The following is a 26929-nucleotide window of genomic DNA, read 5'->3' on the forward strand; positions in this document are numbered from 1 at the left end:
ATGAAGCGTTCCCGGTTGACCCGCCCGGACATCCAGCTTCGCCTGGACCGCCAGGGCATCATCCGCGACGTGACCCTCACGCCTGGCCTGCCGGAAGACGCGCTGGCCGCCTGGCCCGGCCAGAACTGGTCGGCCACGGTCGATCCCGCCGACACCGAACAGCTGCGCCAGGTTCTCGCTCAGCTCCGGGACGGCGAGATGGCGGCCTATCTGCACATCACGCAACGCTTCCCGGACGGCACCGAGGTGCCGGTGGAATACGTCGCCTGCCGCACCGGCGGGCAGGGCGGCATCCTGGTTGCGGGGCGCACGCGGCCCGTGCTGCCGGAGGCCGAGGGGCTGCAGGCCGGCCCGCTGCTCGACCAGATGCCGGACGGCTTCGTGGCGCTGGACGCGCATGGCCATGTGCAGCGCGCCAACCGCGCCTTCCTCGACATGGCGCAATGCGGGGCCGAGGGGTCGATCCTGGGCGAATCGCTGGATCGCTGGCTGCATGCGCCGGGCGCCGACCTCGCGGTGCTGCTGGCCACGCTGGCGCAGCATGGCGCCATCCGGCTCTTCGCCGCGCGGCTTACCGGCTCGCTCGGCTGCGAGCGGGAGGTCGAGATCTCCGGCACCTTGCATGAGGAAAGCGGCCGGCCGGTGATCGGCCTCGTGGTGCGCGATATCGGCCGGCGCCTGCTGCCGAGCGGCGAATCGACCGCCCTGCAGGTCGCGCTGGAGGGGCTGGCCAGCGAGGTCGGCCGCGTGCCGCTGCCCACCATCGTGCGCGACACCTCCGCCCTGCTGGAGCGCGCCTGCATCGAGGAAGCGCTGCGCCAGTCAGGCGGCAACCGCACCGCGGCCGCCGACATGCTCGGCCTGTCGCGACAGAGCCTCTATGCGAAGCTCGACCGCTACCGGCTGGACGACCGCGCGGAGCTTGCCGGTCGGTAGGGCAGGCGGCCCGCCGGCAGTCCGGCGAGCCAAGCGCGCGGAGCGCGCGCCCGGCGACTGAGGGCTCCGCTAGATGCCGCCGAAGCCGGCGCGCGTCAGCCAGTAATCCCAGGCGCGCGCCAGCGGCATGTCGGAGAGCAGCATCGCCGCCGTCTTCTCCACCTCGCCGGGCGTGAGGTAGCTCACCGGCCCGTGCGGCAGGCTGGCCAGCACCGTCGCCGCATTGTCCTTCATGTAGACGCTGGTGAAGACCGCGGCGCGCAGATTGGCGCCCACGCAGCAGGCGCCGTGGCGGGCCAGCAGCACGGAGCGCCCCTTTCCCAGCACCTTCGCCAGCGAATGCCCGCGCGGCAGGTCATCGACCAGCATGTTGGTGTCGCCGAACTCGTCCTGGCTGTCCCAGATCGGCACCTCGGGCCCGATCACGCTGCCCATGTGGAAGACCGGGCGAAGGGCCAGCTTCGTCACCGTGAAGGGCAGCACCGGGCGGGCATGGTGGTGCGTCACCGCCATCACGTCGGGCCGTGCCATGTAGATCGCGCCATGGATCGCGCGCTCGCTGTACATGCGCCTGCCGCGCTGGTCGATCGGCGTGCCGTCGAGCTCGAACTCCATGATGTCGTCCGCCGTCACCGCCACGGGGCTGCGGCTGCGCGAGAGGAAGTAGCGATCCGGCCGCGTCGGGTGGCGCAGCGAGACATGGCCGAAATCGTCGATCACGTCCTCCTTCGCCAGGATGCGGTTCGCCAGCACCAATTCGCGCACGGCATGCGCCACCAGATCGTCGCTCATTCTTTTGTTCCCTCAATCGCCGGGCGCGGCCATCCGGCCGCTTGGCTCGTCATGCCGCAGGCGTGCTGATCGCACGACGCACTGCCGGCGGGCGCCAGTCGGCGCCTCGGCCCTTCGGGCCGCAGGTCGCGCGTTGGGTATCACGTCGTCATTCCCTGTGGTGTCGAGGCATCGAGCGCGGTGCCGCCATAGAGCCAGGCGATGGTGTCGTACCATTGCTCCTGGCTCTTCGCGCGCATCACCGCGTTGCGCAGCGCCGCATGGGCGCCGGCGGGGTGGTAGATGTGCTCGCCGATGGCGCGCGAGGCCAGCTGCACCCGCGCCGTGCGCAGCATCCGCGCGCGGCGATAGGCATCCAGCGCCGGCGCGACCTCGCCCTGGTGGCGCGTCATCTGGTCGGCGAGGCAGACGGCATCCTCCATCGCCATGCAGGCGCCTTGCGCGAAGTATTGCAGCATCGGATGCGCCGCATCGCCGAGCAGCGCCACGCGATCCTCGACCCAGTTCTCGATCGGGTCGCGGTCGCACAGCACCCAGAGCTTCCAGTCGCGCCCATGGCGGATCACGGATTGGCCGAGCGGGTGGATGTGTTCGAAGCCGCGGAACACCTCTTCCTGGTCCACCGGCTTGCCGGCCACGGGCTCGGGCGCGTCATTGTGGTAGGTGACCACCAGGTTGAAGGCGCGCCAGCCCGATAGCGGATAATGCACGATGTGGCATTTCGGCCCGGCCCAGAGTGTCGCGGCGTTCCAGCGCAGGGCCTCGGGCATCTGCTCGGTGGGGATGACGGAGCGATAGGTGGTGTGGCCCGAGACGCGCGGCGGGCCATCGCCCACCAATTGCCGACGCACCTTGGACCACAGCCCATCCGCGCCGATCAGCGCGCGGCCGCGCAGCTTCTCGCCGCCGGCGAGATGCGCGGTCACACCTTGCGCGTCCTGGTCATAGCCGATCACCTCCGCCGAGGTGCGCAGCGTGACGAGGTCATGGTCACGGCAGCTCGACAGGAAAACGCCATGCAGGTCGCCGCGATGGATCACCGCATAGGGGTTGCCGAAGCGCGCGCGGAAATCCGGCCCGAGATCGATATGGCAGATCTCCTCGGCCGAGAGCGCATCCATGAGCCGCAACTGGTCCACATAGACCGCCATGCCGCGCGCCGTATCGCCCACGCCGAGCCAGTCGAAGGCATGGAAGGCGTTGGGGCCGAGCTGGATGCCCGCGCCCACCTCGCCCATCGCGGCGGCCTTCTCCAGCACCGTGACACGGAAGCCCTGGCGCGCGAGGCCGAGCGCGGCCGCCAGCCCGCCGATACCCCCGCCGGCGATGAGAATGGAGTCACTCATTCCGGCTGGATGCCCGCGGCCTCGGCGATGCGCGCGTTCTTCGCGTTCTCCTCGGCGATGAAGCCGGCGAAGCTCTGCGGCGTGTCCTGGGTGAAGGCATCCGCCCCCATGGCCGCGAGGCGCTGCGCGATCTCCGCATCCCGCCCGATCTCGTTCAGCGCGGCGGCGAGATTCTCCGCCAGCGGCAGGGGCAGGCCCTTCGGCCCCCACACCGCATACCACAGCAGGAAATGCAGCCCCGGCAGCCCGGCCTCATCCACGCTCGGGACCTCGGGCATGGCGGAGCTGCGCGTGGGCGAGACCACCGCGAAGGCGCGCAGCCGCCCCGCCTGCACCAGCGGCTGGGCGGAGAGCAGGGGCGCGACCATCAGCGCCACGCTGCCCGCCACCACGTCGTTGATCGCCGGCGCCGTGCCCCGGTAATGCGCGACGATCGCCTCCTCCGCGCCGACGCGCCGCTTCAGCCCCTCGGCCGCGAGATGCGCCATGGAGCCGGCGCCGGAGGTGCTGATGGTGTAGTGCCGCGGGTCGCGCCGCATCTGCTGCGCAAGCTCGGCCAGCGTCGCCGCGCGCGATCGTTCCGGATGCCCCACGATCACCAGCGGCGCCGTGGCCACCCGCGCGACCGGCGTGAAATCCGCGATCGGGTCATAGGTCAGCCCGCGCACCACCCGCGCGCCCATCAGATGGATGTCGGCATTGACCAGGAAGCTCTGCCCATCGGGCGCGGCGCGGGCGATCTCTGCGGCGCCGATGGTGTTGTTGCCGCCGGCGCGGTTCTCCACCACCCAGGCCTGGCCACGGCCCGAGAGCCGCTGCGCATAGAGCCGCGCGATCACATCGATGGCACCGCCCGGCGGCGCCGGCACCACGAAGCGCGCGCTGCGATTGCCCTGGGCGGCGGCACGCCCCGAGGCCAGGCCGGCCAGAGCGAGCCCGGCCAGGATGTTGCGACGAAACATGGCCCGTTTCCTCTGCCTTCCTGGCGCCAGCATCACCCCCCGCCGCAGCCTGTCAACGCTTCCACCTGAGGTTGACAAGGGGGGAGACTGCTCTGCCACACTCCCCCTGGAAAGGCGCGGTTCAGCGCCATGGGGAGGGTTCATCCATGTCATCCATCCAGCGTCGTCACCTGCTGGCGGCGGGCCTCGGTGCCGCCACGCTCGCCACCCCCGGGATCCTGCGCGCGCAGGGTCGCGGGCCCGTCATCGGCGTCTCCTGGTCCAACTTTCAGGAGGAGCGCTGGAAGACCGACGAGGCCGCGATCCAGGCCGCGATCCGCGCCGCGGGCGGCACCTATCTCTCGGCCGATGCGCAAAGCTCGCCGGCCAAGCAGCTCACCGACATCGAGAGCCTGATGGCGCGCGGCGTGAAGGCGCTGATCGTGCTGGCGCAGGACGCGCAGGCCATCCGCCCGGGCGTCGAGCGCGCGGTGAATGAGGGCGTGGCCGTGGTCGGCTATGACCGCCTCATCGAGATCCCGCAGGCCTTCTATCTGACCTTCGACAATGTCGAGGTCGGCCGCATGATGGCCCGCGCCGTGCTCGCCCAGAAGCCCGAGGGCAACTACGTCTTCATCAAGGGCAGCGGCGCCGACCCGAACGCCAACTTCCTGTTCCAGGGCAGCATGGAGATCCTCAAGCCGCATATCGATGCGGGCCGGATCCGCAATGTGGGCGAGGCCTTCACCGATGGCTGGCTGCCCGCCAATGCGCAGCGCAACATGGAGCAGTTCCTGACGCGCAACAACAACCGCGTCGATGCGGTGATCGCCGCCAATGACGGCACGGCGGGTGGCGCCATCGCGGCCCTCGCCGCGCAGGGCATGGCGGGTTCCGTGCCGGTCTCGGGCCAGGATGCGGATCGCGCGGCGCTGAACCGCGTCGCGCTCGGCACGCAGACCGTGAGCATCTGGAAGGATGCGCGCGAGCTGGGCCGCACGGCGGCGGAGATCGCCATCCGCCTCGCCGGCGGGGCGCGGCTGAACGAGATCCCGAACAGCCAGCAATGGAGCCAGGGTGCGGGCCGGCCGACCATGACGGCGCGCTTCCTGACCCCCGTGCCGATCACGCGCGCCAACCTCGCCACGGTGATCGATGCCGGCTGGGCGCCGCGCGCGGCGGTCTGCCAGGGTGTGCCGGCCGGCCGCGCGCCGGCCTGCGGATGAGCGTAGGCACCGGGGGCGCAGGGAGGGGGGGCGCGCCGGCACCGGCGCGTCCCAGCTTCCGCGCGCTGGAGATCGACCCGCGGCTCGTCGGCATGCTGGTCGCGCTTGCCGTGATCTGGGTGGGCTTCGACCTGCTCTCGGGTGGCGCCTTCCTGACGCCGCGCAACCTGTGGAACCTCTCGGTCCAGACCGCCTCCATCGCCGTGATGGCCTGCGGGATGGTGCTGGTGATCGTCACGCGCAACATCGACCTCTCCGTGGGCGCGATCCTGGGCGTGACGGGCATGCTGATCGGCGTGCTGCAGGCGCGGCTGCTGCCGGAGATGCTCGGCCTTGAACATCCGGCGACATGGCTGATCGCAGTGGCGGCGGCGATCGCCATCGGCGGCGCCATCGGCCTGTTCCAGGGCGCGCTGATCGCCTACCTCGCCATTCCTTCCTTCATCGTCACGCTGGGCGGCCTGCTGATCTGGCGCGGCGCGGCCTGGTGGGTGACGCAGGGCCAGACCGTCGCACCCATGGATGGGCGCTTCCGCCCGCTCGGCGGTGGCATCGACGGCGCGATCGGGGCGAGTGCCTCCTGGATCATCGGCGGGCTGGCCTGCGCGGCGATCCTGGCGGCGCTGCTGCTGACGCGCGCGCGGCGCCAGCGCTTCGGCTTCCATGTCCGCCCCGCCTGGGCCGAGGCGGTGATCGCGGCGCTGACCTGCGGGGCGGTGATCGCCGCCGTGCTGGTCGCAAACGCCTATCCGCTGCCGGTCGGCGTGGCGCGACGCATCACCGAGGCACAAGGGATCTCCTGGCCGCCGGGGGGGATCTTCATTTCGCATGGCCTTGCCATTCCGGTGCTGATCGCGATCGGGGTCGGCATCGCGATGACGGTGCTGACCACGCGCACGCGCTTCGGCCGCTACGTCTTCGCCATCGGCGGCAACCCCGAGGCGGCGGAGCTTTCCGGCGTGAACACGCGGCGCACGCTGATGCTCGTCTTCGGGCTGATGGGCGCGCTCTGCGGCATCGCCGCCTGCATCGCCACCGCGCGCTTGAATGCGGCGACGAATGCGGCCGGCACGCTCGATGAGCTCTACGTGATCGCGGCCGCGGTGATCGGCGGCACCTCGCTGGCGGGCGGGGCGGGCACCATCGCGGGGGCCATGCTGGGGGCGCTGGTGATGCAGAGCCTGCAATCGGGCATGGTGCTGCTGGGCGTGGATGCGCCGTTGCAGAACATCGTGGTGGGGCTGGTGCTGGTGGCCGCGGTCTGGGCGGATACGGTGTATCGGAGGGGCATCAAGTGAGCACCCCTCTTGTCGAGATGCGCGACATCTCCATCGCCTTCGGCGGTATCAAGGCTGTCGATGGTGTCACGGTGGATTTGCATGCCGGCGAGGTCGTGGCCCTGCTCGGCCATAACGGCGCCGGGAAATCGACGCTGATCAAGGTTCTCTCGGGTGCCTATCGCGCCGATGCGGGGGAGATCCGCGTGCGTGGGGAGGTGGCGGATATCGGCTCGCCGCGCGACGCCAAGAAATACGGCATCGAGACGATCTACCAGACCCTCGCGCTGGCCGACAATGTCGATGCCGCCGCCAACATCTTCCTCGGACGCGAGCTGGTGACGCGCTGGGGCACGCTGGATGACGTCGCGATGGAGGCCGAGGCGCGCAAGGTGATGGGCCGCCTCAACCCGCATTTCCGCCGCTTCAAGGAGCCGGTGCGCGCGCTTTCCGGCGGGCAGCGGCAGTCTGTCGCGATCGCGCGCGCCATCCATTTCGACGCGAAGATCCTGATCATGGACGAACCCACCGCCGCGCTCGGCCCGGCCGAGACGAAGCAGGTGGGCGACCTCGTGAAGCAGTTGAAGGCGCAGGGCATCGGCATCTTCCTCATCAGCCACGACATCCACGACGTCTTCGACCTGGCCGACCGGATCAGCGTGATGAAGAATGGCCGCCTCGTCGGCACGGCGCGGGTCAGCGACGTGACGAAGGATGAGGCGCTGGGCATGATCATCCTCGGCAAATGCCCGGCCGGCGCGGTGCCCGGACCCGGGGCGGCGCCGCCGGAGGCCTGAGGCCGCCCGGGTGCTGCGGGCTTCGGTGGCGGGCGACATCCTGATCGGCGGACATCGCCCGGCAGCGCGTGGCCGATTGATGAACGCCGCGACCGTATCTGCCCAATCTTTCCATTTGTCGCATCTGGTGGTGGAGGGCATGGTGCCGGCTCAAGCCGCGCCGGTCAAAGCGCGGCACGGGAGAATGCGACCATGACCATCGCCCGCCGCGCCGCCCTGGCGCTGCCCTTCCTGGCCCTGAGTGGCGCCGTTCGCGCCCAGGGCACATTCCCCTCGCGCCCCGTGCGCATCGTCGTCGCCTTCACGCCGGGCGGCACCACGGACATCATCGCCCGGCTGATCGGCGCCACGCTGAGCGAGAAGTGGGGCCAGCCCGTCGCGATCGACAACCGCCCCGGCGCGGGCGGCAATATCGGCTCGGAGCATGTCGCGCGCTCCCCGGCCGATGGGCACACGCTGCTGATCGGCTCGGTCGGGCCACTGGCGGTGAACCAGAGCCTGTTCCGCACCATGCCCTATGACACGCTGCGCGACTTCGCCCCCGTGACGCAGCTGGCCGGCGTGCCGAACATCCTGGTGGTGGGGCCCGACTTCCCGGCGCGCAACGTGGCGGAATTCATCGCCGAGGCGAAGCGCCGGCCGGGTGCGCTCTCCTACGGCTCGACCGGGGTGGGCACCTCCTCCCACCTCTCGGGGGTGATGCTCGACATGATGGCGGGCACCGAGACGCTGCACGTGCCCTATCGCGGCGCGGTGGCGTTGAACGACCTCATCTCCGGCCGGCTGAACTTCATGTTCGCGACCATCCCCTCGGTGATCGAGCAGATCCGCAACGGCCGGCTGCGCGCGCTGGCCGTGACCAGCACGCAGCGCAGCCGTTCCTCGCCCGATGTGCCGACCATGGTGGAATCGGGCTTCCCCGATTTCAGCGCCAGCTCCTGGTTCGGCATGGTCGCCCCCGCCGCCACGCCGCGCGAGATCGTGCTGAAGCTGGCGGAAGACACCAACGCCGCGCTGCGCGTGCCGGAGAATGAGCGCAAGCTGATCGAACAGGGGGCGGACCCGGTGGGCGAGGGGCCCGAGGCCTTCGCCGCCTTCATCGCTCTTGAAATCCGCCGCTGGGCCGCGATCGTGCGGGCCTCCGGCGCCACACCCCAGTAAGGGAGTCTTCCCCATGCCCGAAAGCCCCGACCGCTTCCGCATCCCCTCGCTGCGCCACCGCGTGACGCCCGAGGAATGGAACGCCCGCGTCGACCTCGCGGCCTGCTACAGGCTGATGGAGATCTACGGCATGTCGGACATGGGCGCGAACCATGTCTCGCTCGCCGTGCCCGGCGAGGAAGGCGCCTTCCTGATCAACTCCTACGGCATGCTGTATGAGGAGATCACGGCCTCTTCCCTGCAGAAGATCGACATCCACGGCAACGTGCTGCTGAAGCCGGAATTCCCCGACGGGCTGAACTACGGCGTCAACCGCGCGGGCTTCGTCATCCATGGCGCGATCCACCAGGCGAAGCCCGAGATCAAATGCGTGATCCATACGCATACCTGGCCGGGGATGGCGGTGTCCTCGCTGGAATGCGGGCTGCTGCCGATGAACCAGACCTCGATGCGCTTCGCCAAGATCGGCTACCACGACTATGAGGGCGTGGTGCTGGACCTCGCGATGCAGGAGAAGCTGGTCGCGGATCTGGGCGACTATCCCGCGCTGGTGCTGCGCAACCACGGGCTGCTGACGGTGGGCCGCACGATCGGCGAGGCCTTCAACTGGATGCACCGCATGGAATTGTCCTGCAAGGCGCAGCTTGCCGCGCAGGCGACGGGGCAGAAGATCGTCGAGGTGCCGGCGAAGGTGGTCGAGGAGACCTGGAACAACTACCAGCCCGGCACGCGCCGCCCCTATGGCGTGATGGAATGGGCCGCCCTGCTGCGCAAGCTCGACCGGCTGGATCCGTCCTACCGTGACTGACACCATGCTGCGGGCGGCGATCGGCACCTATCCCGAGACGGCGGCGCTGCTGGAAGGCCGCGTCGCGGCACCGGGGCTCGCCTTCGACTTCCACCGGCCCTTCCCGATCACCAAGGCCTTCGCGCCGATGGTGCGCAACGCCGCCTATGATGTGTCGGAGATGGCGATCGCCACCTTCCTGATGGCGCGCGCCTTCGACAAGCCGATGGTGCTGCTGCCCGTGGTGCTGGCCGCGCGCTTCCAGGAGAAGGCGTTGCTCTGCCGGCGCGATGGCAGGGTCCAGGGACCGGCGGATCTGAAGGGGGCGCGGATCGCGGTGCGGGCCTATTCCCAGACCACCGGGATGTGGCTGCGCGGCAGCCTCTCGGAACTGCATGGCGTGAAGGCGGAGGCGCAGGCCTGGACCACCTTCGAGGACGCGCATGTGCAGGAATTCCGCGACCCGCCCTTCGTCACGCGCGCCGCGCCCGGGCAGGATCTGCTCGGCCTGTTGCAGTCGGGCGCGGTGGATGCGGCGATCTTCGGCAATGAACTGCCGGAGGACCCGAATATCGGCCCGGTCTTCCGCGACCTGGCCGCGGCCGGCGAGGCCTTCCGCGCGCGCTACGGCTTCGAGCCGGTGAACCATCTTGTGGTGGTGCGGCGCGAGGTGGCGCAGCACGCGCCGGCGCTGGTCGAATTGTTCCGTGCCAGCGGCGCGCGGATCGAGACGCGCGCCACGCTGAACCCGGCCATCGAGGTCGCGATCCGCTTCTGCCGCGAGCAGGGGCTGATCAACGCGCCCCTGTCGCTGGACCAGGTCTGGGCGGGGCTGCCCGGCGAGGTGGCCTGAGCGCCCCTTACGCCGTGCGCCCCTACTTCTGGGCGGTCAGGAAGGCGATGAGGTCGTTCATCTGCTGCTCGTTGCGCAGGCCCGGATAGGACATGCTGCCCTGCGGCGCGACATCCTTCGGGTTGGTGATGTAGCGGCGCAGATTGGCCTCATCCCAGACCAGCCCGCCCTCGCCCAGCGTGCGCATGTTGGCGGAGTAGCGGAAGCCCTCGGCGCTGCCGGCGCGGCGGCCGACGATGCCCCAGAGGTTCGGCCCCACGCCGGCGCGGCCGCCCTCATTGATCGTGTGGCAGGCGCGGCAGGTATTGAACACGCGCTGCCCTGCCGTCGCATCCTGCGCCTGGGCGACGCCGAGCGGCGCGAGGGCAAGGGCAGCGGCCAGGGCCATGGTCAACTGACGCATCGGGAAGGCTCCTCCGGTGGGCTTGTCGATTGCGCTCGCAACAGGGCGGCGAAACAGGCTTGCGAGGCTGTCCGAAAGTGGCAGCCTCCCGTGGCGACGCAAGGGCGCTGAGGTGAAACCTCAGACATGTGTCGTTCAGCTTGGCATCATCAAAATGTCGGCAATAGGCCGGGCGGGAGTATCAAGCGGTGATGGAGAGTTTCTTCCGCAGCGGTCATGTCGCGGATTTGATCCTGGCCGTGCTGGCGCTGGAAGCCATCGCCCTTGCGCTGTGGCGCCGCCGCACCGGGCGCGGCCCGGACCTGCCGGCGATCCTCGCGCTGGTGCTGCCCGGCGTGGCGCTGGTGTTGGCGCTGCGCCTCGCCCTGACCGGCGCCTGGTGGGGCTGGATCGGCCTGGCGCTGACCGGCGCGCTGGCGGCGCATCTGCTGGATCTCGGGCAGCGCTGGCGGCGCTGATTTCTGTCAACTTAGACTGACATATGATGTAAGCTCCGCGTGACGGTTGCCTCTTCCGCAGCCGTGGCGAGGGAGCGCGCCATGTCGAAGCATTGTTACCGTCTCGCCTATGAACGGCTGCGCGAGGCGCTGCGCCAGGCCGAGCAGGGCGAGGATGCCGAGCATCTGGCCCGTGCCCAGGCGGAACTCGACGTCTTCATCGGCGCGATGGTCACCGACCCGCGGAAGTTGCGCGCGGTCGCGCAGGACAGCCCCGCCTGCGCGCAGGAGATCATTGCCCGGGCGGAGGAACTCGACCTGCCACGCAGCGTGCTCGACCCGGTGCATGACGTCTCCTTCGCGCGGCTCTGGCTGGCCACGCTGGATGACCAGCAGATCCGCATGCTGCAGGGCGCGCTGGGTGATGAGGTCGCGCGCCGCGCGCCGATGCACCCCGCGCAGCGCGGCCCCTATCGCCGCGTGCCGCCGGCCTTTGCGACCTACTGAGGATCGGTTCCAACGCAAAAGGGCCGGCGCTGATGCGCCGGCCCTTTTGCGTTGAACGGAGACAGCTTCAGCCGAAGATGTCGGCCGGGCTGTCCGCGCGCAGGCTGTCGCCCAGCTCCACGCCGATCCGCGCCGCATCGCGCGGCGAACCGGAGAGCTTGCGCTTCAGCAGGAAGGACCCGTCGGCGCGCGCCACCAGCCCGGTGAGCTGCAGCGAGCCATCCGCCATCATCCGCGCATGCCCGCCGATCGGCGTGCGGCAGGAGCCATCGAGCGAGCCCAGCAGCGCGCGCTCGGCCGCGCTGACATAGGCGGCCTCACGATCCTCGATGGCGGAGAGCAGTTCGCGCAGCTCGACATCGTCGGCGCGCACCGTGACACCGACGATGCCCTGACAGGCCGCGGGCACCATCATCTCCGGGTCGAGCACGACGGCCGCCTCATGCGCCATCTCGAGCCGCTTGAGCCCCGCGAGGGCGAGCAGCGAGGCTTCCGGCCCGCCTTCCTGGCGCACCTTGGACAGGCGCATCTGGACGTTGCCGCGGATGATCTCGACCTGCAGGTCGGGCCGCGCATGAAGCAGCTGCGACTGGCGTCGCACGCTCGCCGTGCCGATCAGCGCGCCCTTGGGCAGGCAGGCATAGGGATCCGCGGCATCCACCTCCCGGCAGGTGGGGCCGAGCACGATGGCATCGCGGGAATCCTCGCGCTTGAGCGCGCAGGCCAGCACGATGCCGGGCGGCAGTTCGGTCTCCAGGTCCTTCATGCTGTGCACGGCGAAATCGACGCGGCCATCGAGCAGCGCCTCATGGATCTCCTTGGCGAAGAGACCCTTGCCGCCGATATCGGCGAGCCGCTTGTTCAGCACCATGTCGCCCGAGGTGGCGATCACATGTTCCTCGAAGGCCTTCACGTCGCGCAGTACGGGGCAGACGCGGGTGATGAGGGAGAGGAAGTGCCGCGTCTGCCACAGCGCGAGCGGCGAACCGCGCGTGCCGACCTTGAGCGGCAGGGTCCGCGTGGACTGGCGCGAATGGGGATTGCCGTGAATGGCGCCCCGATGGCGCAACCCCTCGGTGCTGGAATCGAGCGATGAAAGCAGCATGCTCAGGCGTCTCCGCGGTCAGTCGGCATCATCGGGCTCATGCGCGGGCCAGCCCGAACAGATGCGCGAGATCCTTGAAGAAGATCTTGACGTGCGCCATCGGATCGCGGCGCACGAGTTCCTTGTTCATGTAGGCCTCCCAGGTGAGGCGCTGCACGTCCTTGTCCCGGCAGATCGCGACGAACTTCTCGCGGCGCTTGTCGGAGGAATACCAGAAATACTGCATGATCCCGAGGATCCAGAAGACCCGGCCATGCAGCTTCATGAAGCGCTTGCGCGCACCGGCCAGCGCCCGCGCATCGCCGGTGGCGACGAAGGTGTTCGCGGCTTCGGCGACGAGCCGCCCGCACAGCATGGCGTAGTAGATGCCCTCGCCCGAGGCCGGCGCGACTACGCCCGCGGCATCGCCGGCCAGCACCACGTCGCGGCCGTTGTCCCACTTCTTCAGCGGCTTCAGCGGGATGGGCGCGCCCTCACGCCGCACCGTCTTCACCTTGTCGAGCCCCGTCGCCGCGCGCAGGTCGCCCACCGAGCCGCGCAGCGAGAAGCCCTTATGCGCGCTGCCCGTGCCGATGCTCACCTTGTCGCCATGCGGGAAGATCCAGGCGTAGAAATCCGGCGAGAGCTTGCCCTGGTAGAAGACGTCGCAGCGCAGCGGATCGTATTTCGGCGCCTCATGCGTGGGGGCCTCGACGATCTCGTGATAGGCGAAGACGCAGGGGATCTTCTCGGCCCCCGGCACGCTCTGCTTCGCCACCTGGCTGCGCGCGCCATCGGCGCCGATGACGCAGCGCGTGCGCAGGCGGATCGGCGCGCTGTCCTCTTCCGCGCCCTTCGGCGTGTAGGTGACGACGGCGACACCATCGGCATCGCGCTCGAGCTTCTCGAAGGACCCCGTGGCGCGGGTGGCACCCGCCTCGGCCGCGCGGACCCGGAGAAATTCGTCGAAGCTGTCGCGATCGACCATGCCGACATAGCCGCCATCGATCGGCATATCGACCTCCTTGTCGGAGGGCGCGATCATGCGCGCGCAATTCACGCGCGCCACCAGCATGTGTTGGGGAATGTCGAAGTCGCGGATCAGGCGCGGCGGGATGGCGCCGCCACAGGGCTTGATGCGCCCCGCCTTGTCGAGCAGCAGCACCGAACGCCCCTGCTTCGCCAGATCATGCGCCGCGGTGGCACCGGCCGGGCCACCACCGACAACGACCACATCCCAGATTTCCTGCGTGGCCATCACTCCATCCCCACCCTTCATGCTGAGGCCGCCATGGGACCGAAGCTCGGCGTCCGGTCGGCGGCGGCGCGGCCGATGCGCGTGGCGAGCCAGGCGGCAACCAGGAACAGCGCCGCATCGGCCAGGAACACCGTGACATAGCCGCCCGAGGCGCTGCCCGTGGCGAGCCGCCCGAGATCGAGCACCACCGTGCCGGCCAGCCCGCCGAGGCCGAAGGCGATGGCCTGGGCGGCACCGAACATGCCCATGCGTACGCCCTCGCGCCCGTCGCGGCCCTGGTTCACCAGTTGCATCATCGCGGCGATGGCCGCGGCGGCGAAGGCGCCATTGGCCACGCCCAGGGCGAAGAACGCCTCGCGGATCGGGAAGGTGGCGCCCGCGATGCCCGAGGCCGCCAGCGCCAGCAGCAGCGCCGCTGCACTCAGGCAGCCGCCGAGGATCCAGCGGCGCAGCACCGCAACCCGCCCGCCGGCCAGGGAGCCAACGATGGCGATCAGGATCATGCCCGCCAGCACGCCACCATGCTGCAAGGACGACAGCCGCGTGGTCTCGCCCAGCGACATGCCGAAGACGGTGCCAGCGAAGGGCTCCAGGATCAGATCCTGCGCGCTGTAGGCCAGCATCGAGACGAAGACGAAGATGGTGAAGTGCCGCGCCTGGGGCTCAGCCCAGACCTGGCGCAGCGCAACGGTGAAGGGCGTGGCGGCAGCCGCGGTGGCGCTGCGCGGCGTGCTGCCGCCCTCGATGCCCGCCACGGCGACCACGCTGAGCAGGAAGGCGATGGCGGAAACGCCGGCCGCGACGGCCACCAGCCGCTCGCCCGAATAGGGGTCCAGCAGCCGGCCCGCGAAGGCGGTGGTCAGCACGAAGCCCGCGATCATCATGATCCAGACCAGCGAGGCCGCCGCCGGCTTGCGCGCGGGCGAGACCCGCGCGGCCAGCAGCACCAGCAGCGAGGTGCCGGCCGCGCCCACACCCAGGCCCACCAGCAGGAAGGCCAGCACCGCGAGCGCCACGCCGGGCACCAGCGCCGTGCCCATCCAGGCCGTGGCGATGGCGGCGAGCACGCCGCCCAGCGCCAGCACCGCCATGCCGCCGATGATCCAGGGCGTGCGTCGCCCGCCCTGGTCCGAGCCATGGCCGAGCCGCGGGCGCAGCATCTGCACGGCGTAGTGCAGCGCCACCAGCAGCCCCGGCAGCGTGGCGGGCAGGGCGTGTTCCACCACCATCACGCGGTTCAGCGCGGCCGTGGTCAGCACCACGATCGCCCCGAGCGAGGTCTGGACGAGTCCGAGCCGGATGATGCCGAGCCAGCCGAGCGGCGGGAGCGGAGCCGTGCTCATGGCGTGCCTCCCATATGCGCCAGCGCCACGGCGCTCACCATCATGCCGCTGACATAGAGCGTGATGCCCGTGCCGTTGTACCAGGGGGCGAGGCCGCGCGGGTCGCGCAGCAGCTTGCGCATCAGCAGCAGCTGCGCGGCGAGCACGCCCGCCACCATCGCCGCCTGCGGGGCCGCGCCCCAGGCGAGCAGCAGCGCCACCACCACCACCTGTGGCGCCGCCATGAAAAGGCAGGCCACCCGGGCCGCGCGCCCGGCACCCAGCATCACGGGCAGGGAACGCAGGCCGAAGCGCGTGTCACCCTCGATCGACTTGAAGTCGTTCAGCGTCATGATGCCATGCGCGCCCAGGCCGTAGAGCAGCGCGATGGCGACCACGCGCGCATCCGGTGCCGCCTGTGTCAGCACGGCCGTCGCGGTGATCCAGGGCAGGGTCTCATAGCTCAGGCCGCAGGCGAGATTGCCCCACCAGCCATTCTTCTTGAGCCGCAAGGGCGGCGCCGAATAGATCCAGGCCATCACCACCGCGAGGCAGGTGGCGGCGAAGCCCCAGGGGCCGAGCACGGCGCTGATCGCCAACGACAGCACCGTCCAGCCGATGGCGACATAGAGGCCCGAGCGCCCCGGCATCCGGCCCGAGGGGATGGGCCGGTGCGGCTCGTTGATCGCGTCCACATGGCGATCGAACCAGTCGTTCACCGCCTGGCTCATGCCGCAGACCATCGGGCCGGTGAGCAGGATGCCGAGCGCGATGAGCGGATAGACATCCCAGAAGCTGACGCCGGCCGCGACCACGCCGCAGCCGAAGGCCCACATCGGCGGGAACCAGGTGACGGGCTTGAGCAGTTCGAGCACGGCGGAAGGCTGCAGCCTGCCCGCCCCTGCCACCCGCCCCGCAATGCCCGCCTGGCCCGACATCTCAGCCCTGCCCGTCATCGGCGGCGAGATCGCCCAGCCCGTAGCGACGCAGCTTCACATAGAGGCTCTGGCGCGACAGGCCGAGCATCTCGGCCGCCGAGGCGCGATTGTCGCCGGTCAGTTCCAGCGCGGCCTCGATGCACAGCCGCTCGATCGCATCCGTCGCCTCGCGCACCAGATCCTTCAGCGGCACGCGGCCGATGAGCTCGGTCAGCTGCTCGACCGAGCGCGTGGCGCCGGCGGCGGTGCGCGCGGCGGGACGCGTGCGCGGGCCGATGTCGCGGATGTCGAAGCCGAAGCAGGCCTCGCCGCCATTCATCACGGCGACGGCGGAGATCTCGACCTCCGACTGCGCGCCGAGATCGCCGCGCAGCGTGGTGGCGTAGAGCCGCACCGCGCCGCGCGCGCGCAGGTTGGAGAGCAACACCTCAAGCTCCACGCCCTGCTGGCCGAGCCAGCGATCGAGCGGCTCGCCGCGCGCCTGGTCCTCACTGGTCAGCTGCGCCATGTCGAGGAAGGCGGCGTTGGTGGTCAGGATGCGCGCGGCATTGTCGGTGATGACGAAGGCGTCGGGCACGACCTCGATCACCTTGAGCAGCTTGTCCTGCACGGCGGGCAGGACGATGTCCGCATTGCCGCCCTGCGAGAGGTTGAGCCGCACGAGGAAGAGCAGCCCGCCCTCCTGGCGGAAGGTGCTGGCGGAGACCAGCACTTCCTGCGAATCCTCGGCGAGGCGCGCGCGGACATCGTCGGCGCGCCCGGCGCTGCGCACGGTGCCGAGCAGCGCCTGCACGGGCGCGCGGTCCTCGCCCACGAAGATCTCGGCGAGCGCGCGGCCGGGCATGCGGCGCGCGCCGCGGCCGAAGAGCCGTTGCGCTGCCGGATTGGCCTCCATGATGCGCTGGGTCTCGGCATCCAGGATCAGCACCGGATCGACCGACATCTGGAACAGCAGGCGATAGCGCGTCTCGGCCTGGCGCAGGCGCGAATAGTCGCGCTCCATGGATTGCTGCACCTCGACCAGGCGCTGCTGCAGCTGCGAGACCGGGCGCAGGTCGCGCCCGAAGACGATGCGCCGCCCGGCATCGCCGATCGGCGCCACCGAGCAGAGCACCGGGATGGAGGCGCCGCGGGCGGAGAGCTGGTTCACATGCCGCCAGCGGGGCGCGGCGGGGAAGGTCTGGTCACCGAGCAGGGCCTCGACCTTGCTGCGGCTGTCGCGCGCGACGGTGTCGATCCAGGCCTTGCCGAGCCAGGTTTCCTGGCTGTCGAATTCGCGCGCCAGCTCCTCGCTGCTGAAGGCGATGTCGCGAATCGCGCCATCCTCATCCAGCACGATGGCGATGTCGGCGGCAGCGGCGATCAGCCCGGCCGTGGCATCGGCATCGAGGTTGCCCAGCGACTTCCGCGGCGCCCTGAATGCCTTCACGAGCGCCTGCATCCTTCAGCCTCGGGGATCCGGGCCGGATCCCGCAACGAGGCGCAAATGGCGTGGAGACACGGGACGCCTGCCCCTCGAAGCGGTCGTGGCTCCGCCGAACCAGCTCGGCAGCGCGGACCGCGAAGGGGGCTGCGCATGTTCAGCTCTCGATCGTCAGCAGGGCGAGCAGCGATTCGGCCTTGAGCGCTGCCTGCTGGCCATCCGTGGCCGTGGCGTCGGCGCCGACAAGCACCGCAAGCTCGGGCTGTTCGTTGAAGATACGGCCGCCGACCAGCACGCCGATCTGCGGATTGCGCGAGGCGCGGCGGATGTCGCGGATGGCCGAGGCGAGCGTATCCAGCCGCTGGTCGCAGGAGAGCGAGAAGCCCACCATGGTGAACCATTCCTTGCGCACCATGGCGACCAGTTCGCGCACATTGGTGCCGGTCCCGCTGCAGACTTCCCAGCCCTGGCGGCGGAAGAACTCACCCACCATGAGAAGGCCGAAGCTGTGCTGCTCGCCCGGCACGGGGGCGAGCAGGATGCGGCGCTCCTGGTCGCGGCGGCCGAAGCGCGGCTGGAAGGTGGAGCTGTGCTCCAGCACCACCTGCTGCAGGCAGCACAGGCCGACGGTGACGGCCGTGAAGTCGCAGGCATCCTGTTCCCACATCTCGCCGAGCCTGCGCGCGACCGGGGCGAGCAGGCCGAGATAGACGCGCTCCAGCGGCATGCCGCGGCTGCGCAGGCCGCCGATATAGGCCAGAGACCCGGCCAGATCGCCGTTCTGCGCCAGGGCGGTGAGGCGGGCGACATCCTCGGCGCTGGGCGCCGCGCCGCTGACATTGTCGATATAGGCGGGGGGCGAGGATTCGCGCCGGGCCAGCACCAGGCGCGGAATCACGTCATTCTCCAGGGTATGGGCCAGCAGGGCGACACGGCGATGCGCGCTGGCCCGCGCGCGCCGGCGCATGGCGGGGGCTTCGTTGAGCGCGGGAAATTCGGGGCGGGAGAGGTGGGCGGAGGATGGGGCGACCGACGGCTGCAGCGTGCCGCGCGCAGCCTCGGCGGAAGCGTCGGGCGGCGTCCGGCTGATCTCGGTGGTCTGCATGTCGGCTTCCATGGACTTCGCAGCCATTGCCTTCTCCTGTGACCCCACCTTCCCGCCGACCAGCCCGCCATGTCAATCCCGATTTACGTCAATCGTCCTTGACACTCGGCGTCGCAGCCCTCTAGCCTCCGGATCAAGAGCACAAGGTGGGGGAGAGAATAGCGCGACGCGATCCGCCCCAGAGGTTCGCTAATCGCTTGTTTTCTCAGCCTTCCCTCGAGCATCCCGCGACCCTTGGCGGGTCATGGTGTTCTCCGGGAAGGCAAGCGGACCGCCTTTGACGGAGGGTTGTCAAGCTATGCTTACAGCGAACGGTTTGCGCGGCCTGGTTGACGCCCTGGACGGCTCCCCCTGGGGGGCCACGGCAGGTCGCCCGGCACGTCACCTGGCGGCCACGGAACGCGCCCGGCGGGCGCTCTACACGCCCGAGGAACGCGCCCGGCGCGACTCCACGCGCTGGACCCTGGTGCAGGGCATCCTCGCGCCCGTGCAGTTCGTGGTCTTCCTCGTCAGCCTCGGCCTTGTGCTGCGCTACCTCGCCACGGGCACGGGGCTGGAAGCCGCCACGACCTCGGTCGTCATCAAGACCCTGGTGCTCTACGCCATCATGATCACCGGCTGCATCTGGGAGAAGGTGGTCTTCGGCCGCTACCTCTTCGCCCCCGCCTTCTACTGGGAAGACGTGTTCAGCATGCTGGTGATGGCGCTGCACACGGCCTATCTGCTCGCGGTGATGACCGGCTTCGGCGAGGCGCGGGGTCAGATGTTCCTCGCGCTTGCCGCCTATGCCGCCTATGTCGTGAATGCCGGCCAGTTCGTCTGGAAGCTGCGCCTGGCGCGGCTCGACGAGCAGCGCAGCAAATCCTCGCTCGACCATGGTGTGGCGGCATGAATGCTGCGGCCGCCTTGCCGGCGCTCGGCGTGCCTGATTGCGGCCCCGTCCGCCCGGTGCTGCGTGAGCGCGGCCAGCATGAGGTGTTCTGCGGCCTGACCGGCATCGTCTGGCTGCATCGCAAGATCCAGGACGCCTTCTTCCTCGTCGTCGGCAGCCGCACCTGCGCGCATCTGCTGCAATCCGCCGCCGGCGTGATGATCTTCGCCGAGCCGCGCTTCGGCACCGCCATCATCGATGAGCGCGACCTCGCCGGCCTTGCCGACTGCAATGCCGAGCTGGACCGCGTGGTGACGAAGCTGGTCGAGCGCCGGCCGGACATCAAGCTGCTCTTCCTCGTCGGCTCCTGCCCCTCCGAGGTCATCAAGCTGGACCTCTCCAAGGCGGCGCAGCGCCTCTCGCAGCGGCTGTCGCCGCGGGTGCGCGTGCTGAACTATTCCGGCAGCGGGATCGAGACCACCTTCACCCAGGGCGAGGATGCCTGCCTCACTGCCCTGGTGCCGGAGATGCCGGCCGAGCCCGGCACGGCGCGCTCGCTGCTCGTCGTCGGCGCGCTGGCCGAGGTGGTGGAGGACCAGTTCCTGCGCCTTTTCGCCGCGCTCGGCGTCGGCCCGGTGCGCTTCCTGCCGAGCCGCCGCGCCACTGAACTACCCGCGATCGGCCCTGGTACGCGCTACATCCTGGCGCAGCCCTTCCTGGGCGACACGGCGCGGGCGCTTGAGGCCCGCGGCGCCACGCGCATCGCCGCCCCCTTTCCCCTGGGCGTGGAGGGCACCACCGCCTGGCTGCACGCCGCGGCCGATGTCTGGGGTGTCTCCGCCACGCGCTTCCAGGAAGCGACCGAGAGTGCCGCCGCACGCGCCAGTGCCGCGCTGGGCCGTATCCGCGAACGTCTCGGCGGCAAATCGGTGTTCTTCTTCCCCGACAGCCAGCTCGAGATCCCGCTCGCGCGCTTCCTGTCGCGGGAACTCGGCATGCGCCTGACGGAGGTCGGCACGCCCTATCTGCATCGCCAGCACCTGGCCGAGGAGCTCGCGATGCTCCCGCCGGACGTGCAGCTCAGCGAGGGCCAGCATGTGGAGCGGCAGCTCGATCGCTGCCATGCCGCGAAGCCCGACATCACCGTCTGCGGCCTTGGCCTTGCGAACCCGCTCGAGGCCGCGGGCATGACGACGAAGTGGTCGATCGAGCTCGTCTTCACGCCGATCCAGGGCTACGACCAAGCCGCCGACCTCGCCGAACTCTTCGCGCGCCCGCTCGTGCGCCGCGCCCGGCTCGAGGTGTAGAGCCATGGAACTCGCCGTCTGGACCTATGAAGGCCCGCCGCATGTGGGCGCCATGCGCGTCGCCACCGCGATGGCCGGCGTGCACTACGTGCTGCACGCGCCGCAGGGCGACACCTATGCCGACCTGCTCTTCACCATGATCGAGCGCCGCCCCACGCGCCCGCCGGTGACCTACACCACCTTCCAGGCGCGCGACCTCGGCGGCGACACGGCGGAGCTGTTCATGACGGCGGCGCGCGACTCCTTCGCCCGCTTCCAACCCCAGGCGATGCTGGTGGGTTCCTCCTGCACGGCGGAACTCATTCAGGACGATCCGGGTGGCTTGGCGAAGACGCTGGGTCTGCCCATTCCCGTTGTGGCGCTGGAACTGCCCTCCTATCAGCGCAAGGAGAATTGGGGCGCGGCCGAGACCTTCTACCAGCTTGTCCGCGCCTGCGCCGGCCCGCATGTGCCGCGCCCGGGCACCGTCCGCGCGCCGCGCGCCGAAGGCCAGGCGCCGCGCTGCAACATCCTCGGCCCGACCGCGCTCGGCTTCCGACACCGCGACGACGTGCAGGAGGTGGAGAAGCTGCTCACCGGCATGGGCATCGAGGTCAATGTGATCGCCCCGGAAGGTGCGACGCCCGCCGATCTCGCGCGGCTCGGCGAGGCCGACTTCAACGTCGTGCTCTATCCCGAGATCGCCGGCGTCGCCGCCACCTGGCTGAAGCGCAGCTTCGGCCAGCCCTACACCACGGCCATCCCCATCGGCGTCGGCGCGACGCGCGACTTCGTCGCCGAGGTGGCCGGCCTGGCCGGCATCGCGCCCGCGCTGGCGGAACGCGCACTGCGCCTGCCCTGGTACTCGCGATCGGTCGACAGCACCTACCTCACCGGCAAGCGGGTCTTCATCTTCGGCGATGCGACCCATGCGGTGGCCGCGGCGCGCGTGGCCTCGAAGGAGCTCGGCTTCACCGTGGTGGGGCTTGGCACCTATTCGCGTGAATTCGCCCGCGACGTGCGCGAGGCCGCGAAGGCGCTGGGGCTCGAGGCGCTGATCACCGACGACTACCTGGAAGTCGAGCAGCAGATCGCGGCCCTGCACCCCGAACTCGTACTCGGCACGCAGATGGAACGCCATGTCGCGAAGCGGCTGGGCATTCCCTGCGCGGTGATCTCGGCCCCCGTGCATGTGCAGGATTTCCCGGCGCGCCACTCGCCCCAGATGGGGATCGAGGGCGCGAACGTCCTGTTCGACACCTGGGTCCATCCGCTGATGATGGGCCTCGAGGAGCATCTTCTGGGGATGTTCCGCGAGGATTTCGAGTTTCACGACGGCGCCACGCCTTCCCACCTGGCGACGTCAAAGTTGGGCATGGAGGCCGCGCCCGCCGCGCAGCCACTGCCCTCGCCCGCGGCGGTGACTCCCCACACCGCCGCGGGCGCCCCCCTTGCCGAGATCGCCCCTGGCTGGGGCGCGGATGCCGAGAAGGAGCTGAAGAAGATCCCGTTCTTCGTGCGCGGGAAGGCGCGGCGCAATACCGAGCGCTTCGCGCAGGAGCGCGGTATCGCAACCATCACCGTCGAGACCCTGTATGACGCCAAAGCCCACTATTCCCGCTGAGGCCTCCGACATGCGGCGCGGTGCGGGCGCCGTGGTCTCCGGGCCGATGATCCGGGTGGTGATCGTGACGATGGACAGCCATTTCGGCAGTTCGATCACCACCGCGCGCCAGGCGCTGCGGCGTGAATTGCCGCAGCTCGACCTCGTGATGCATGCCGCCGACGAATTCGCCTCCTGCGAGACGGCGCTCGCCGCCTGCATTGCCGACATCGAGCGGGCCGACATCATCATCACGGGCATGCTCTTCATGGAGGACCATATCCGCCTGGTGCTGCCGGCGCTGACGGCGCGGCGCGAGCAGTGCGATGCGATGGTCTGCGCGCTCTCGGCGCCCGAGGTGATGCGGCTGACGCGGATCGGCCGCTTCAGCATGTCCGGCGAGGCCAAGGGCATCGTCGGCCTGCTGAAGAAGCTGCGCGGCAAGCCCAAGGCCGGCGGGGCCAGCGGCAAGGGCCAGATGAAGATGCTGAAGGAGCTGCCGAAGCTCCTGCGCTTCATCCCCGGCACGGCCCAGGATGTGCGGGCCTATTTCCTGACGCTCCAGTACTGGCTCGCGGGTTCGGCGGACAACCTGCAGAGCATGGTCGCCATGCTGGTGAACCGCTACGCCGATGGTCCGCGCAAGCCCTTCGCCGGCCGGCTGAAGGTGGCGCCGCCGGTCGAATACCCGGAGGTCGGCATCTATCACCCGCGGGCCAAGGGCCGGGTGGTGGACAGCGTCTCGGCGCTGCCGCGCAACGGCACGCAGGGCACGGTGGGGCTCGTACTGCTGCGCTCCTACGTGCTGGCGAACAATGCGCGGCATTATGACGGCATGATCGCGGCGCTCGAGGCGCGCGGGCTGAACGTCATCCCAGTCTTCGCCGCGGGCCTCGATGCGCGGCCGGCGCTGGAGGCCTATTTCCAGCACAATGGCGTGCCCTGCGTGGACGCCGTGGTGTCCCTCACCGGCTTCTCCCTGGTGGGTGGCCCTGCCTATAACGATGCGCACGCGGCCGAGGAAGCGCTGGCGAAGCTGGACGTGCCCTACATCACGGCGCATCCGCTGGAATTCCAGACGATGCGCCAGTGGAAGGCGGACCAGCGCGGGCTGCTGCCGGTGGAGGCGACCATGATGGTCGCGATCCCGGAACTCGATGGCGGCATCTGGCCGATGACCTTCGGCGGCCGCTGCGGCGCCTCCGAGATTCCGGAAGAGCGTTGCCCGGGCTGCGACGGCGTGAACTGCGCGCGCAACATGGTGCCGCATGTGGAGCGTGCGGGCATGTTGGCCGCCCGCGTGGCGCGCATGGTGGCGCTGCGGCGCTCCAGGCGGGCCGAGCGCAAGATCGCCACTGTGCTGTTCAACTTCCCGCCCAACGCCGGCACTACCGGCACGGCCGCCTATCTCGGCGTCTTCGACTCGCTGTTCAACACGCTGAAGGCCATGCAGGCGGCCGGCTACACGGTGGAGATCCCGGAATCCGCGGATGCGCTGCGGGAGATGGTGATCAACGGCAACCGCGAGCGCCATGGCAGCACCGCCAATGTCGCCGCCACGGTCGATGTCGACACGCATATCCGCCGCACGCCCTGGCTGCACGAGATCGAGGCGAGCTGGGGCCCCGCGCCGGGCAAGGTGATGAGCAACGGGCGCGAGATCTTCATCTTCGGCGTGCGGCTCGGCAATGTCTTCGTCGGCGTGCAGCCCGGCTTCGGCTATGAGGGCGACCCGATGCGCCTGCTCTTCGAGCATGGCTTCGCCCCCACCCACGCCTTCAGCGCCTTCTATCGCTGGCTGGCCGAGGATTTCGGCGCCCATGCGGTGCTGCATTTCGGCACGCATGGCGCGCTGGAATTCATGCCCGGCAAACAGGCCGGCATGTCGGGCGCCTGCTGGCCGGACCGGCTGATCGGCGACCTGCCGAATTTCTATCTCTATGCCTCGAACAACCCCTCCGAGGGCATGCTGGCGAAGCGCCGCGCGGGGGCGACGCTGATCAGCTACCTGACGCCGCCGGTCGCCTCGGCCGGGCTGTATCGTGGGTTGCTCGATCTCAAATCCTCGATCGATCGCTGGCGCACGCTGGAGCCCGACGCCGATCACGGCCAGCGCGCGGCGCTGGCCGGGCTGATCCAGGCGCAGGCGGTGGCGGTGAACCTCGCCGCGGCGGAGCCGGTCTGGGGCGAGGGCGCGGAAGGCGAGATCCAGCGCCTTGGCCGGGCACTGCTGGAGTTGGAATACACGCTGATCCCGCACGGGCTGCATGTCGTCGGCGCGCCGCCGAATGCCGAGCAGCGGGCGGAACTCCTCGACGCGGCCGGCGTCACGGATCCCGCGGCGCGCGCGACATATGATGCGCTGTTGGCAACCGACAGCGAGATCCCCGGCATCCTGAAGGCGCTCGATGGCCGTTACGTGCTGCCCGCGCCGGGCGGCGACCTGCTGCGCACCATGGATGTGCTGCCCACGGGGCGGAACCTGCATGGCTTCGACCCCTTCAAGCTGCCGAGCGCCTTCGCCATGCAGGATGGCGCGCGCCAGGCCGCGCGGCTGCTGGAACGCCATCACGCCGATGGGCGCACGCCGCCGGAGAGTATCGCGATGGTGCTCTGGGGCACGGACAACCTGAAGACCGAGGGCGGGCCGATCGCGCAGGCCCTGGCCCTCATGGGCGCGGCGCCGCGCTTCGACAGCTATGGTCGCCTCGCAGGCGCCACGTTGGTGCCGCTCGCCGAGCTTGGCCGGCCGCGCATCGATGTGGTGATCACGCTCTCGGGCATCTTCCGCGACCTGCTGCCGCTGCAGATGAAGCTTCTGGCCGAGGCCGCGCTGCTGGCGGCGAAGGCCGAGGAGCCGATCGAGCAGAACTACATCCGCAAGCATGTGCTGGCGCATCTGGCGCAGCATGGCGGCAGCCTCGAGGAGGCCGCGCTGCGCGTCTTCGGCAACGCGGATGGCACCTATGGCGCCAGCGTGAACGCGCTGGTCGGCAACGGCGCCTGGAACGACGAGGATGAGCTGGCCGAGGCCTTCGTGAAGCGCAAGGGCTTCGCCTATGGCCTGGATGGCAAGCCGGCGCGCGCCGACAAGGTGCTGGGCGCGGTGCTGGCGACGGTCGATGTCACCTATCAGAACCTCGACAGCATCGAGGTCGGCGTGACCACGGTCGATCACTATTTCGATACGCTGGGCGGCATCAGCCGCGCGGTGCGGCGCGCCCGCGGCGGCATTGCCTCGACCGTCTATATCGGCGACCAGACGCGCGGCGATGGCCAGGTGCGCACCATCGCCGAGCAGGTGACGCTCGAGACCCGCACCCGCGCGCTGAACCCGAAATGGTATGAGGCGCTGCTCAAGCACGGCTTCGAGGGCGTGCGCGAAATCGAGGCGCACGTCACCAACACCATGGGCTGGTCCGCCACGACCGGCGGCGTCGCGCCCTGGGTCTACGAAAAGCTTGCGGAGACCTATGTGCTCGATGCCACCATGCGCAACCGCATGGCCAAGCTGAACCCCACCGCCTCCGCGCAGATCGCCAACCGCCTGATCGAGGCGACCGAGCGCAAATACTGGTCGCCCACCGCGGAGGTGCTCGAGGCGCTGCGCCGCGCGGGTGAGGAACTTGAAGATCGACTCGAGGGGATCACCCCGGAGATGGCCGTATGACCGTGATCATGAATCCCCCGCCCGGCTCCAGCCTGTCCCGCCGCGGCGATGGCGACGGCAGCGTCCAGGTGCACATGGATGATCCGCTGAAGATCGAGGGGGCGAAGGTCTTCGCCATCTACGGCAAGGGTGGCATCGGCAAGAGCACGACCAGCTCCAACCTCTCGGTCGCCTTCGCCAAGCTCGGCAAGCGCGTGCTGCAGATCGGCTGCGACCCGAAGCACGACAGCACCTTCACCCTCACCGGCCGCATGATCCCCACCGTGATCGACGTGCTGGATGGCGTGGGCTTCCATGCCGAGGAACTGCGGCCCGAGGATTTCGTCGTCGAGGGCCGGCACGGCGTGCTCTGCGTGGAGGCGGGTGGCCCGCCGGCGGGGACGGGCTGTGGCGGTTATGTCGTGGGCCAGACGGTGAAGCTGCTGAAGGAGCATCACCTGCTTGAGGACACGGACATCGTGATCTTCGACGTGCTGGGCGATGTGGTCTGCGGCGGCTTCGCCGCGCCGCTGCTGCATGCCGATCGCGGCGTGATCGTGGCGGCGAATGATTTCGACAGCATCTTCGCCATGAACCGCATCGTCGCGGCGATCAAGGCGAAGGCGCAGAACTACGGCGTGCGGCTGGGCGGCGTCATCGTCAACCGCTCCAAGGACACGGACCAGATCCAGAAATACAATGATGCGACGGGCATGAAGATGCTCGCGCACCAGCCGGACCTCGATATCATCCGCCGCTCGCGCCTGAAGAAGGCCACCCTCTTCGACATGGAGGAGAGCCCGGAAGTGATCGCGGTGCAGAACGAGTATCTGCGGGTCGCGGCCTCCCTGCTCGCCGGCGTGCCGGCGCTGGACGCGACGCCGCTCAAGGATCGCGAGATCTTCGACCTGCTCGGGTATGACTGAG

The 26929-nt window shown here is 69.8% G+C and carries 24 protein-coding genes; 14 read left to right on the plus strand and 10 right to left on the minus strand.

Going from position 1 to position 26929, the window contains the following annotated elements; translation table 11 throughout:
- Window positions 1-15 precede the first annotated feature (15 nt).
- Window positions 16-936, plus strand: a complete 921-nt coding sequence (locus AC2D9U_RS08960; protein ID WP_484748128.1) for a helix-turn-helix domain-containing protein — start codon at window positions 16-18, stop codon at window positions 934-936.
- Window positions 937-1005: 69 nt separating this feature from the next.
- Here the strand turns inward: AC2D9U_RS08960 and AC2D9U_RS08965 are convergent, their stop codons facing one another.
- From AC2D9U_RS08965 to AC2D9U_RS08975, 3 genes are all read right to left on the minus strand, one after another.
- Window positions 1006-1728 (minus strand): class II aldolase/adducin family protein, encoded by a 723-nt coding sequence (locus tag AC2D9U_RS08965; RefSeq protein WP_484748129.1) that lies wholly within the window; start codon window positions 1726-1728, stop codon window positions 1006-1008.
- 140 nt (window positions 1729-1868) lie between these two features.
- The gene (locus tag AC2D9U_RS08970; protein WP_484748130.1) at window positions 1869-3074 is read right to left on the minus strand and encodes a 3-hydroxybenzoate 6-monooxygenase; all 1206 of its coding nucleotides are present in this window, start codon (window positions 3072-3074) and stop codon (window positions 1869-1871) included.
- The gene (locus tag AC2D9U_RS08975) at window positions 3071-4036 is read right to left on the minus strand and encodes a Bug family tripartite tricarboxylate transporter substrate binding protein (protein WP_484748131.1); all 966 of its coding nucleotides are present in this window, start codon (window positions 4034-4036) and stop codon (window positions 3071-3073) included. The genes AC2D9U_RS08970 and AC2D9U_RS08975 overlap by 4 nt, the downstream gene beginning before the upstream one ends.
- Window positions 4037-4182: 146 nt before the next feature.
- On the opposite strand from AC2D9U_RS08975, the gene xylF reads away from it, so the two are divergent.
- The 6 genes from xylF to AC2D9U_RS09005 all read left to right on the plus strand — a co-directional run bounded on the left by xylF (window position 4183) and on the right by AC2D9U_RS09005 (window position 10116).
- A complete protein-coding gene (gene xylF, locus AC2D9U_RS08980) occupies window positions 4183-5241 on the plus strand; it encodes a D-xylose ABC transporter substrate-binding protein (protein ID WP_484748132.1) in 1059 nt (352 codons plus the stop codon).
- Window positions 5238-6539, plus strand: a complete 1302-nt coding sequence (locus AC2D9U_RS08985) for a sugar ABC transporter permease (RefSeq protein ID WP_484748133.1) — start codon at window positions 5238-5240, stop codon at window positions 6537-6539. Before xylF ends, AC2D9U_RS08985 begins: the two co-directional genes overlap by 4 nt.
- Window positions 6536-7315, plus strand: coding sequence for an ATP-binding cassette domain-containing protein (locus tag AC2D9U_RS08990; RefSeq protein WP_484748134.1), 780 nt, complete (start codon window positions 6536-6538; stop codon window positions 7313-7315). Before AC2D9U_RS08985 ends, AC2D9U_RS08990 begins: the two co-directional genes overlap by 4 nt.
- Window positions 7316-7507: 192 nt before the next feature.
- On the plus strand, window positions 7508-8476 hold the full coding sequence (locus AC2D9U_RS08995) for a tripartite tricarboxylate transporter substrate binding protein (protein WP_484748135.1): 969 nt from the start codon (window positions 7508-7510) through the stop codon (window positions 8474-8476).
- A gap of 13 nt (window positions 8477-8489) precedes the next feature.
- Complete coding sequence (locus AC2D9U_RS09000) at window positions 8490-9284, plus strand: class II aldolase/adducin family protein (protein ID WP_484748136.1); 795 nt, start codon at window positions 8490-8492, stop codon at window positions 9282-9284.
- Complete coding sequence (locus AC2D9U_RS09005; protein ID WP_484748137.1) at window positions 9277-10116, plus strand: substrate-binding domain-containing protein; 840 nt, start codon at window positions 9277-9279, stop codon at window positions 10114-10116. Before AC2D9U_RS09000 ends, AC2D9U_RS09005 begins: the two co-directional genes overlap by 8 nt.
- A 22-nt stretch (window positions 10117-10138) precedes the next feature.
- Here the strand turns inward: AC2D9U_RS09005 and AC2D9U_RS09010 are convergent, their stop codons facing one another.
- A complete protein-coding gene (locus tag AC2D9U_RS09010) occupies window positions 10139-10519 on the minus strand; it encodes a c-type cytochrome (RefSeq protein WP_484748138.1) in 381 nt (126 codons plus the stop codon).
- A gap of 191 nt (window positions 10520-10710) precedes the next feature.
- Here AC2D9U_RS09010 and AC2D9U_RS09015 point away from each other — a divergent pair, with 191 nt between their 5' ends.
- Together AC2D9U_RS09015 and AC2D9U_RS09020 are read left to right on the plus strand one after the other, a co-directional pair.
- Window positions 10711-10977 carry a hypothetical protein gene (locus AC2D9U_RS09015; protein WP_484748139.1) on the plus strand — a complete coding sequence of 89 codons (267 nt, stop codon included), beginning with the start codon at window positions 10711-10713 and terminating at the stop codon, window positions 10975-10977.
- An 81-nt stretch (window positions 10978-11058) separates the two neighbouring features.
- Entirely contained in the window at window positions 11059-11463 is a 405-nt protein-coding gene (locus AC2D9U_RS09020) for a hypothetical protein (protein WP_484748140.1), read from the plus strand.
- Between the two features lie 67 nt (window positions 11464-11530).
- On the opposite strand, the gene hemC is transcribed toward AC2D9U_RS09020, so the two are convergent.
- From hemC to AC2D9U_RS09050, 6 genes are all read right to left on the minus strand, one after another.
- Window positions 11531-12568, minus strand: coding sequence for a hydroxymethylbilane synthase (hemC, locus tag AC2D9U_RS09025; RefSeq protein ID WP_484748141.1), 1038 nt, complete (start codon window positions 12566-12568; stop codon window positions 11531-11533).
- Between the two features lie 37 nt (window positions 12569-12605).
- Window positions 12606-13805 carry a geranylgeranyl diphosphate reductase gene (locus tag AC2D9U_RS09030; protein ID WP_484748142.1) on the minus strand — a complete coding sequence of 400 codons (1200 nt, stop codon included), beginning with the start codon at window positions 13803-13805 and terminating at the stop codon, window positions 12606-12608.
- 17 nt (window positions 13806-13822) lie between these two features.
- The gene (locus AC2D9U_RS09035) at window positions 13823-15148 is read right to left on the minus strand and encodes a BCD family MFS transporter (RefSeq protein WP_484748143.1); all 1326 of its coding nucleotides are present in this window, start codon (window positions 15146-15148) and stop codon (window positions 13823-13825) included.
- Complete coding sequence (gene chlG, locus AC2D9U_RS09040) at window positions 15145-16083, minus strand: chlorophyll synthase ChlG (RefSeq protein ID WP_484748144.1); 939 nt, start codon at window positions 16081-16083, stop codon at window positions 15145-15147. The genes AC2D9U_RS09035 and chlG overlap by 4 nt, the downstream gene beginning before the upstream one ends.
- Window positions 16067-17494, minus strand: a complete 1428-nt coding sequence (gene ppsR, locus AC2D9U_RS09045) for a transcriptional regulator PpsR (protein ID WP_484748145.1) — start codon at window positions 17492-17494, stop codon at window positions 16067-16069. Before ppsR ends, chlG begins: the two co-directional genes overlap by 17 nt.
- 151 nt (window positions 17495-17645) lie before the next feature.
- The gene (locus tag AC2D9U_RS09050) at window positions 17646-18620 is read right to left on the minus strand and encodes a cobalamin B12-binding domain-containing protein (protein ID WP_484748146.1); all 975 of its coding nucleotides are present in this window, start codon (window positions 18618-18620) and stop codon (window positions 17646-17648) included.
- Window positions 18621-18909: 289 nt separating this feature from the next.
- Here AC2D9U_RS09050 and bchF point away from each other — a divergent pair, with 289 nt between their 5' ends.
- The 5 genes from bchF to bchL are packed head-to-tail and all read left to right on the plus strand — an operon-like array spanning window position 18910 to window position 26928.
- A complete protein-coding gene (gene bchF, locus AC2D9U_RS09055; RefSeq protein WP_484748147.1) occupies window positions 18910-19485 on the plus strand; it encodes a 2-vinyl bacteriochlorophyllide hydratase in 576 nt (191 codons plus the stop codon).
- Window positions 19482-20771, plus strand: coding sequence for a ferredoxin:protochlorophyllide reductase (ATP-dependent) subunit N (locus AC2D9U_RS09060; RefSeq protein WP_484748148.1), 1290 nt, complete (start codon window positions 19482-19484; stop codon window positions 20769-20771). Before bchF ends, AC2D9U_RS09060 begins: the two co-directional genes overlap by 4 nt.
- A 4-nt stretch (window positions 20772-20775) precedes the next feature.
- Window positions 20776-22374: a ferredoxin:protochlorophyllide reductase (ATP-dependent) subunit B gene (gene bchB / locus AC2D9U_RS09065; protein ID WP_484748149.1), complete on the plus strand. Its 1599-nt coding sequence runs from the start codon at window positions 20776-20778 to the stop codon at window positions 22372-22374.
- A gap of 10 nt (window positions 22375-22384) precedes the next feature.
- The gene (locus tag AC2D9U_RS09070; protein ID WP_484748150.1) at window positions 22385-26023 is read left to right on the plus strand and encodes a magnesium chelatase subunit H; all 3639 of its coding nucleotides are present in this window, start codon (window positions 22385-22387) and stop codon (window positions 26021-26023) included.
- Window positions 26020-26928, plus strand: a complete 909-nt coding sequence (gene bchL / locus AC2D9U_RS09075; RefSeq protein WP_484748151.1) for a ferredoxin:protochlorophyllide reductase (ATP-dependent) iron-sulfur ATP-binding protein — start codon at window positions 26020-26022, stop codon at window positions 26926-26928. The genes AC2D9U_RS09070 and bchL overlap by 4 nt, the downstream gene beginning before the upstream one ends.
- Window position 26929 lies beyond the last annotated feature (1 nt).

It is taken from the genome of Roseomonas sp. TF40, from assembly GCF_057219975.1.

What these genes read in the sequence shown, in the direction of transcription:
- AC2D9U_RS08965 (WP_484748129.1), bottom strand. Translation starts at nt 1,728, where the DNA reads ATGAGCGACGATCTGGTGGCGCATGCCGTGCGCGAATTGGTGCTGGCG.
- AC2D9U_RS08970 (WP_484748130.1), bottom strand. Translation starts at nt 3,074, where the DNA reads ATGAGTGACTCCATTCTCATCGCCGGCGGGGGTATCGGCGGGCTGGCG.
- AC2D9U_RS08975 (WP_484748131.1), bottom strand. Translation starts at nt 4,036, where the DNA reads ATGTTTCGTCGCAACATCCTGGCCGGGCTCGCTCTGGCCGGCCTGGCC.
- xylF (WP_484748132.1), top strand. Translation starts at nt 4,183, where the DNA reads ATGTCATCCATCCAGCGTCGTCACCTGCTGGCGGCGGGCCTCGGTGCC.
- AC2D9U_RS08985 (WP_484748133.1), top strand. Translation starts at nt 5,238, where the DNA reads ATGAGCGTAGGCACCGGGGGCGCAGGGAGGGGGGGCGCGCCGGCACCG.
- AC2D9U_RS08995 (WP_484748135.1), top strand. Translation starts at nt 7,508, where the DNA reads ATGACCATCGCCCGCCGCGCCGCCCTGGCGCTGCCCTTCCTGGCCCTG.
- AC2D9U_RS09000 (WP_484748136.1), top strand. Translation starts at nt 8,490, where the DNA reads ATGCCCGAAAGCCCCGACCGCTTCCGCATCCCCTCGCTGCGCCACCGC.
- AC2D9U_RS09010 (WP_484748138.1), bottom strand. Translation starts at nt 10,519, where the DNA reads ATGCGTCAGTTGACCATGGCCCTGGCCGCTGCCCTTGCCCTCGCGCCG.
- AC2D9U_RS09015 (WP_484748139.1), top strand. Translation starts at nt 10,711, where the DNA reads ATGGAGAGTTTCTTCCGCAGCGGTCATGTCGCGGATTTGATCCTGGCC.
- AC2D9U_RS09020 (WP_484748140.1), top strand. Translation starts at nt 11,059, where the DNA reads ATGTCGAAGCATTGTTACCGTCTCGCCTATGAACGGCTGCGCGAGGCG.
- hemC (WP_484748141.1), bottom strand. Translation starts at nt 12,568, where the DNA reads ATGCTGCTTTCATCGCTCGATTCCAGCACCGAGGGGTTGCGCCATCGG.
- AC2D9U_RS09030 (WP_484748142.1), bottom strand. Translation starts at nt 13,805, where the DNA reads ATGGCCACGCAGGAAATCTGGGATGTGGTCGTTGTCGGTGGTGGCCCG.
- AC2D9U_RS09035 (WP_484748143.1), bottom strand. Translation starts at nt 15,148, where the DNA reads ATGAGCACGGCTCCGCTCCCGCCGCTCGGCTGGCTCGGCATCATCCGG.
- chlG (WP_484748144.1), bottom strand. Translation starts at nt 16,083, where the DNA reads ATGACGGGCAGGGCTGAGATGTCGGGCCAGGCGGGCATTGCGGGGCGG.
- AC2D9U_RS09050 (WP_484748146.1), bottom strand. Translation starts at nt 18,620, where the DNA reads ATGGCTGCGAAGTCCATGGAAGCCGACATGCAGACCACCGAGATCAGC.
- AC2D9U_RS09060 (WP_484748148.1), top strand. Translation starts at nt 19,482, where the DNA reads ATGAATGCTGCGGCCGCCTTGCCGGCGCTCGGCGTGCCTGATTGCGGC.
- bchB (WP_484748149.1), top strand. Translation starts at nt 20,776, where the DNA reads ATGGAACTCGCCGTCTGGACCTATGAAGGCCCGCCGCATGTGGGCGCC.
- AC2D9U_RS09070 (WP_484748150.1), top strand. Translation starts at nt 22,385, where the DNA reads ATGCGGCGCGGTGCGGGCGCCGTGGTCTCCGGGCCGATGATCCGGGTG.
- bchL (WP_484748151.1), top strand. Translation starts at nt 26,020, where the DNA reads ATGACCGTGATCATGAATCCCCCGCCCGGCTCCAGCCTGTCCCGCCGC.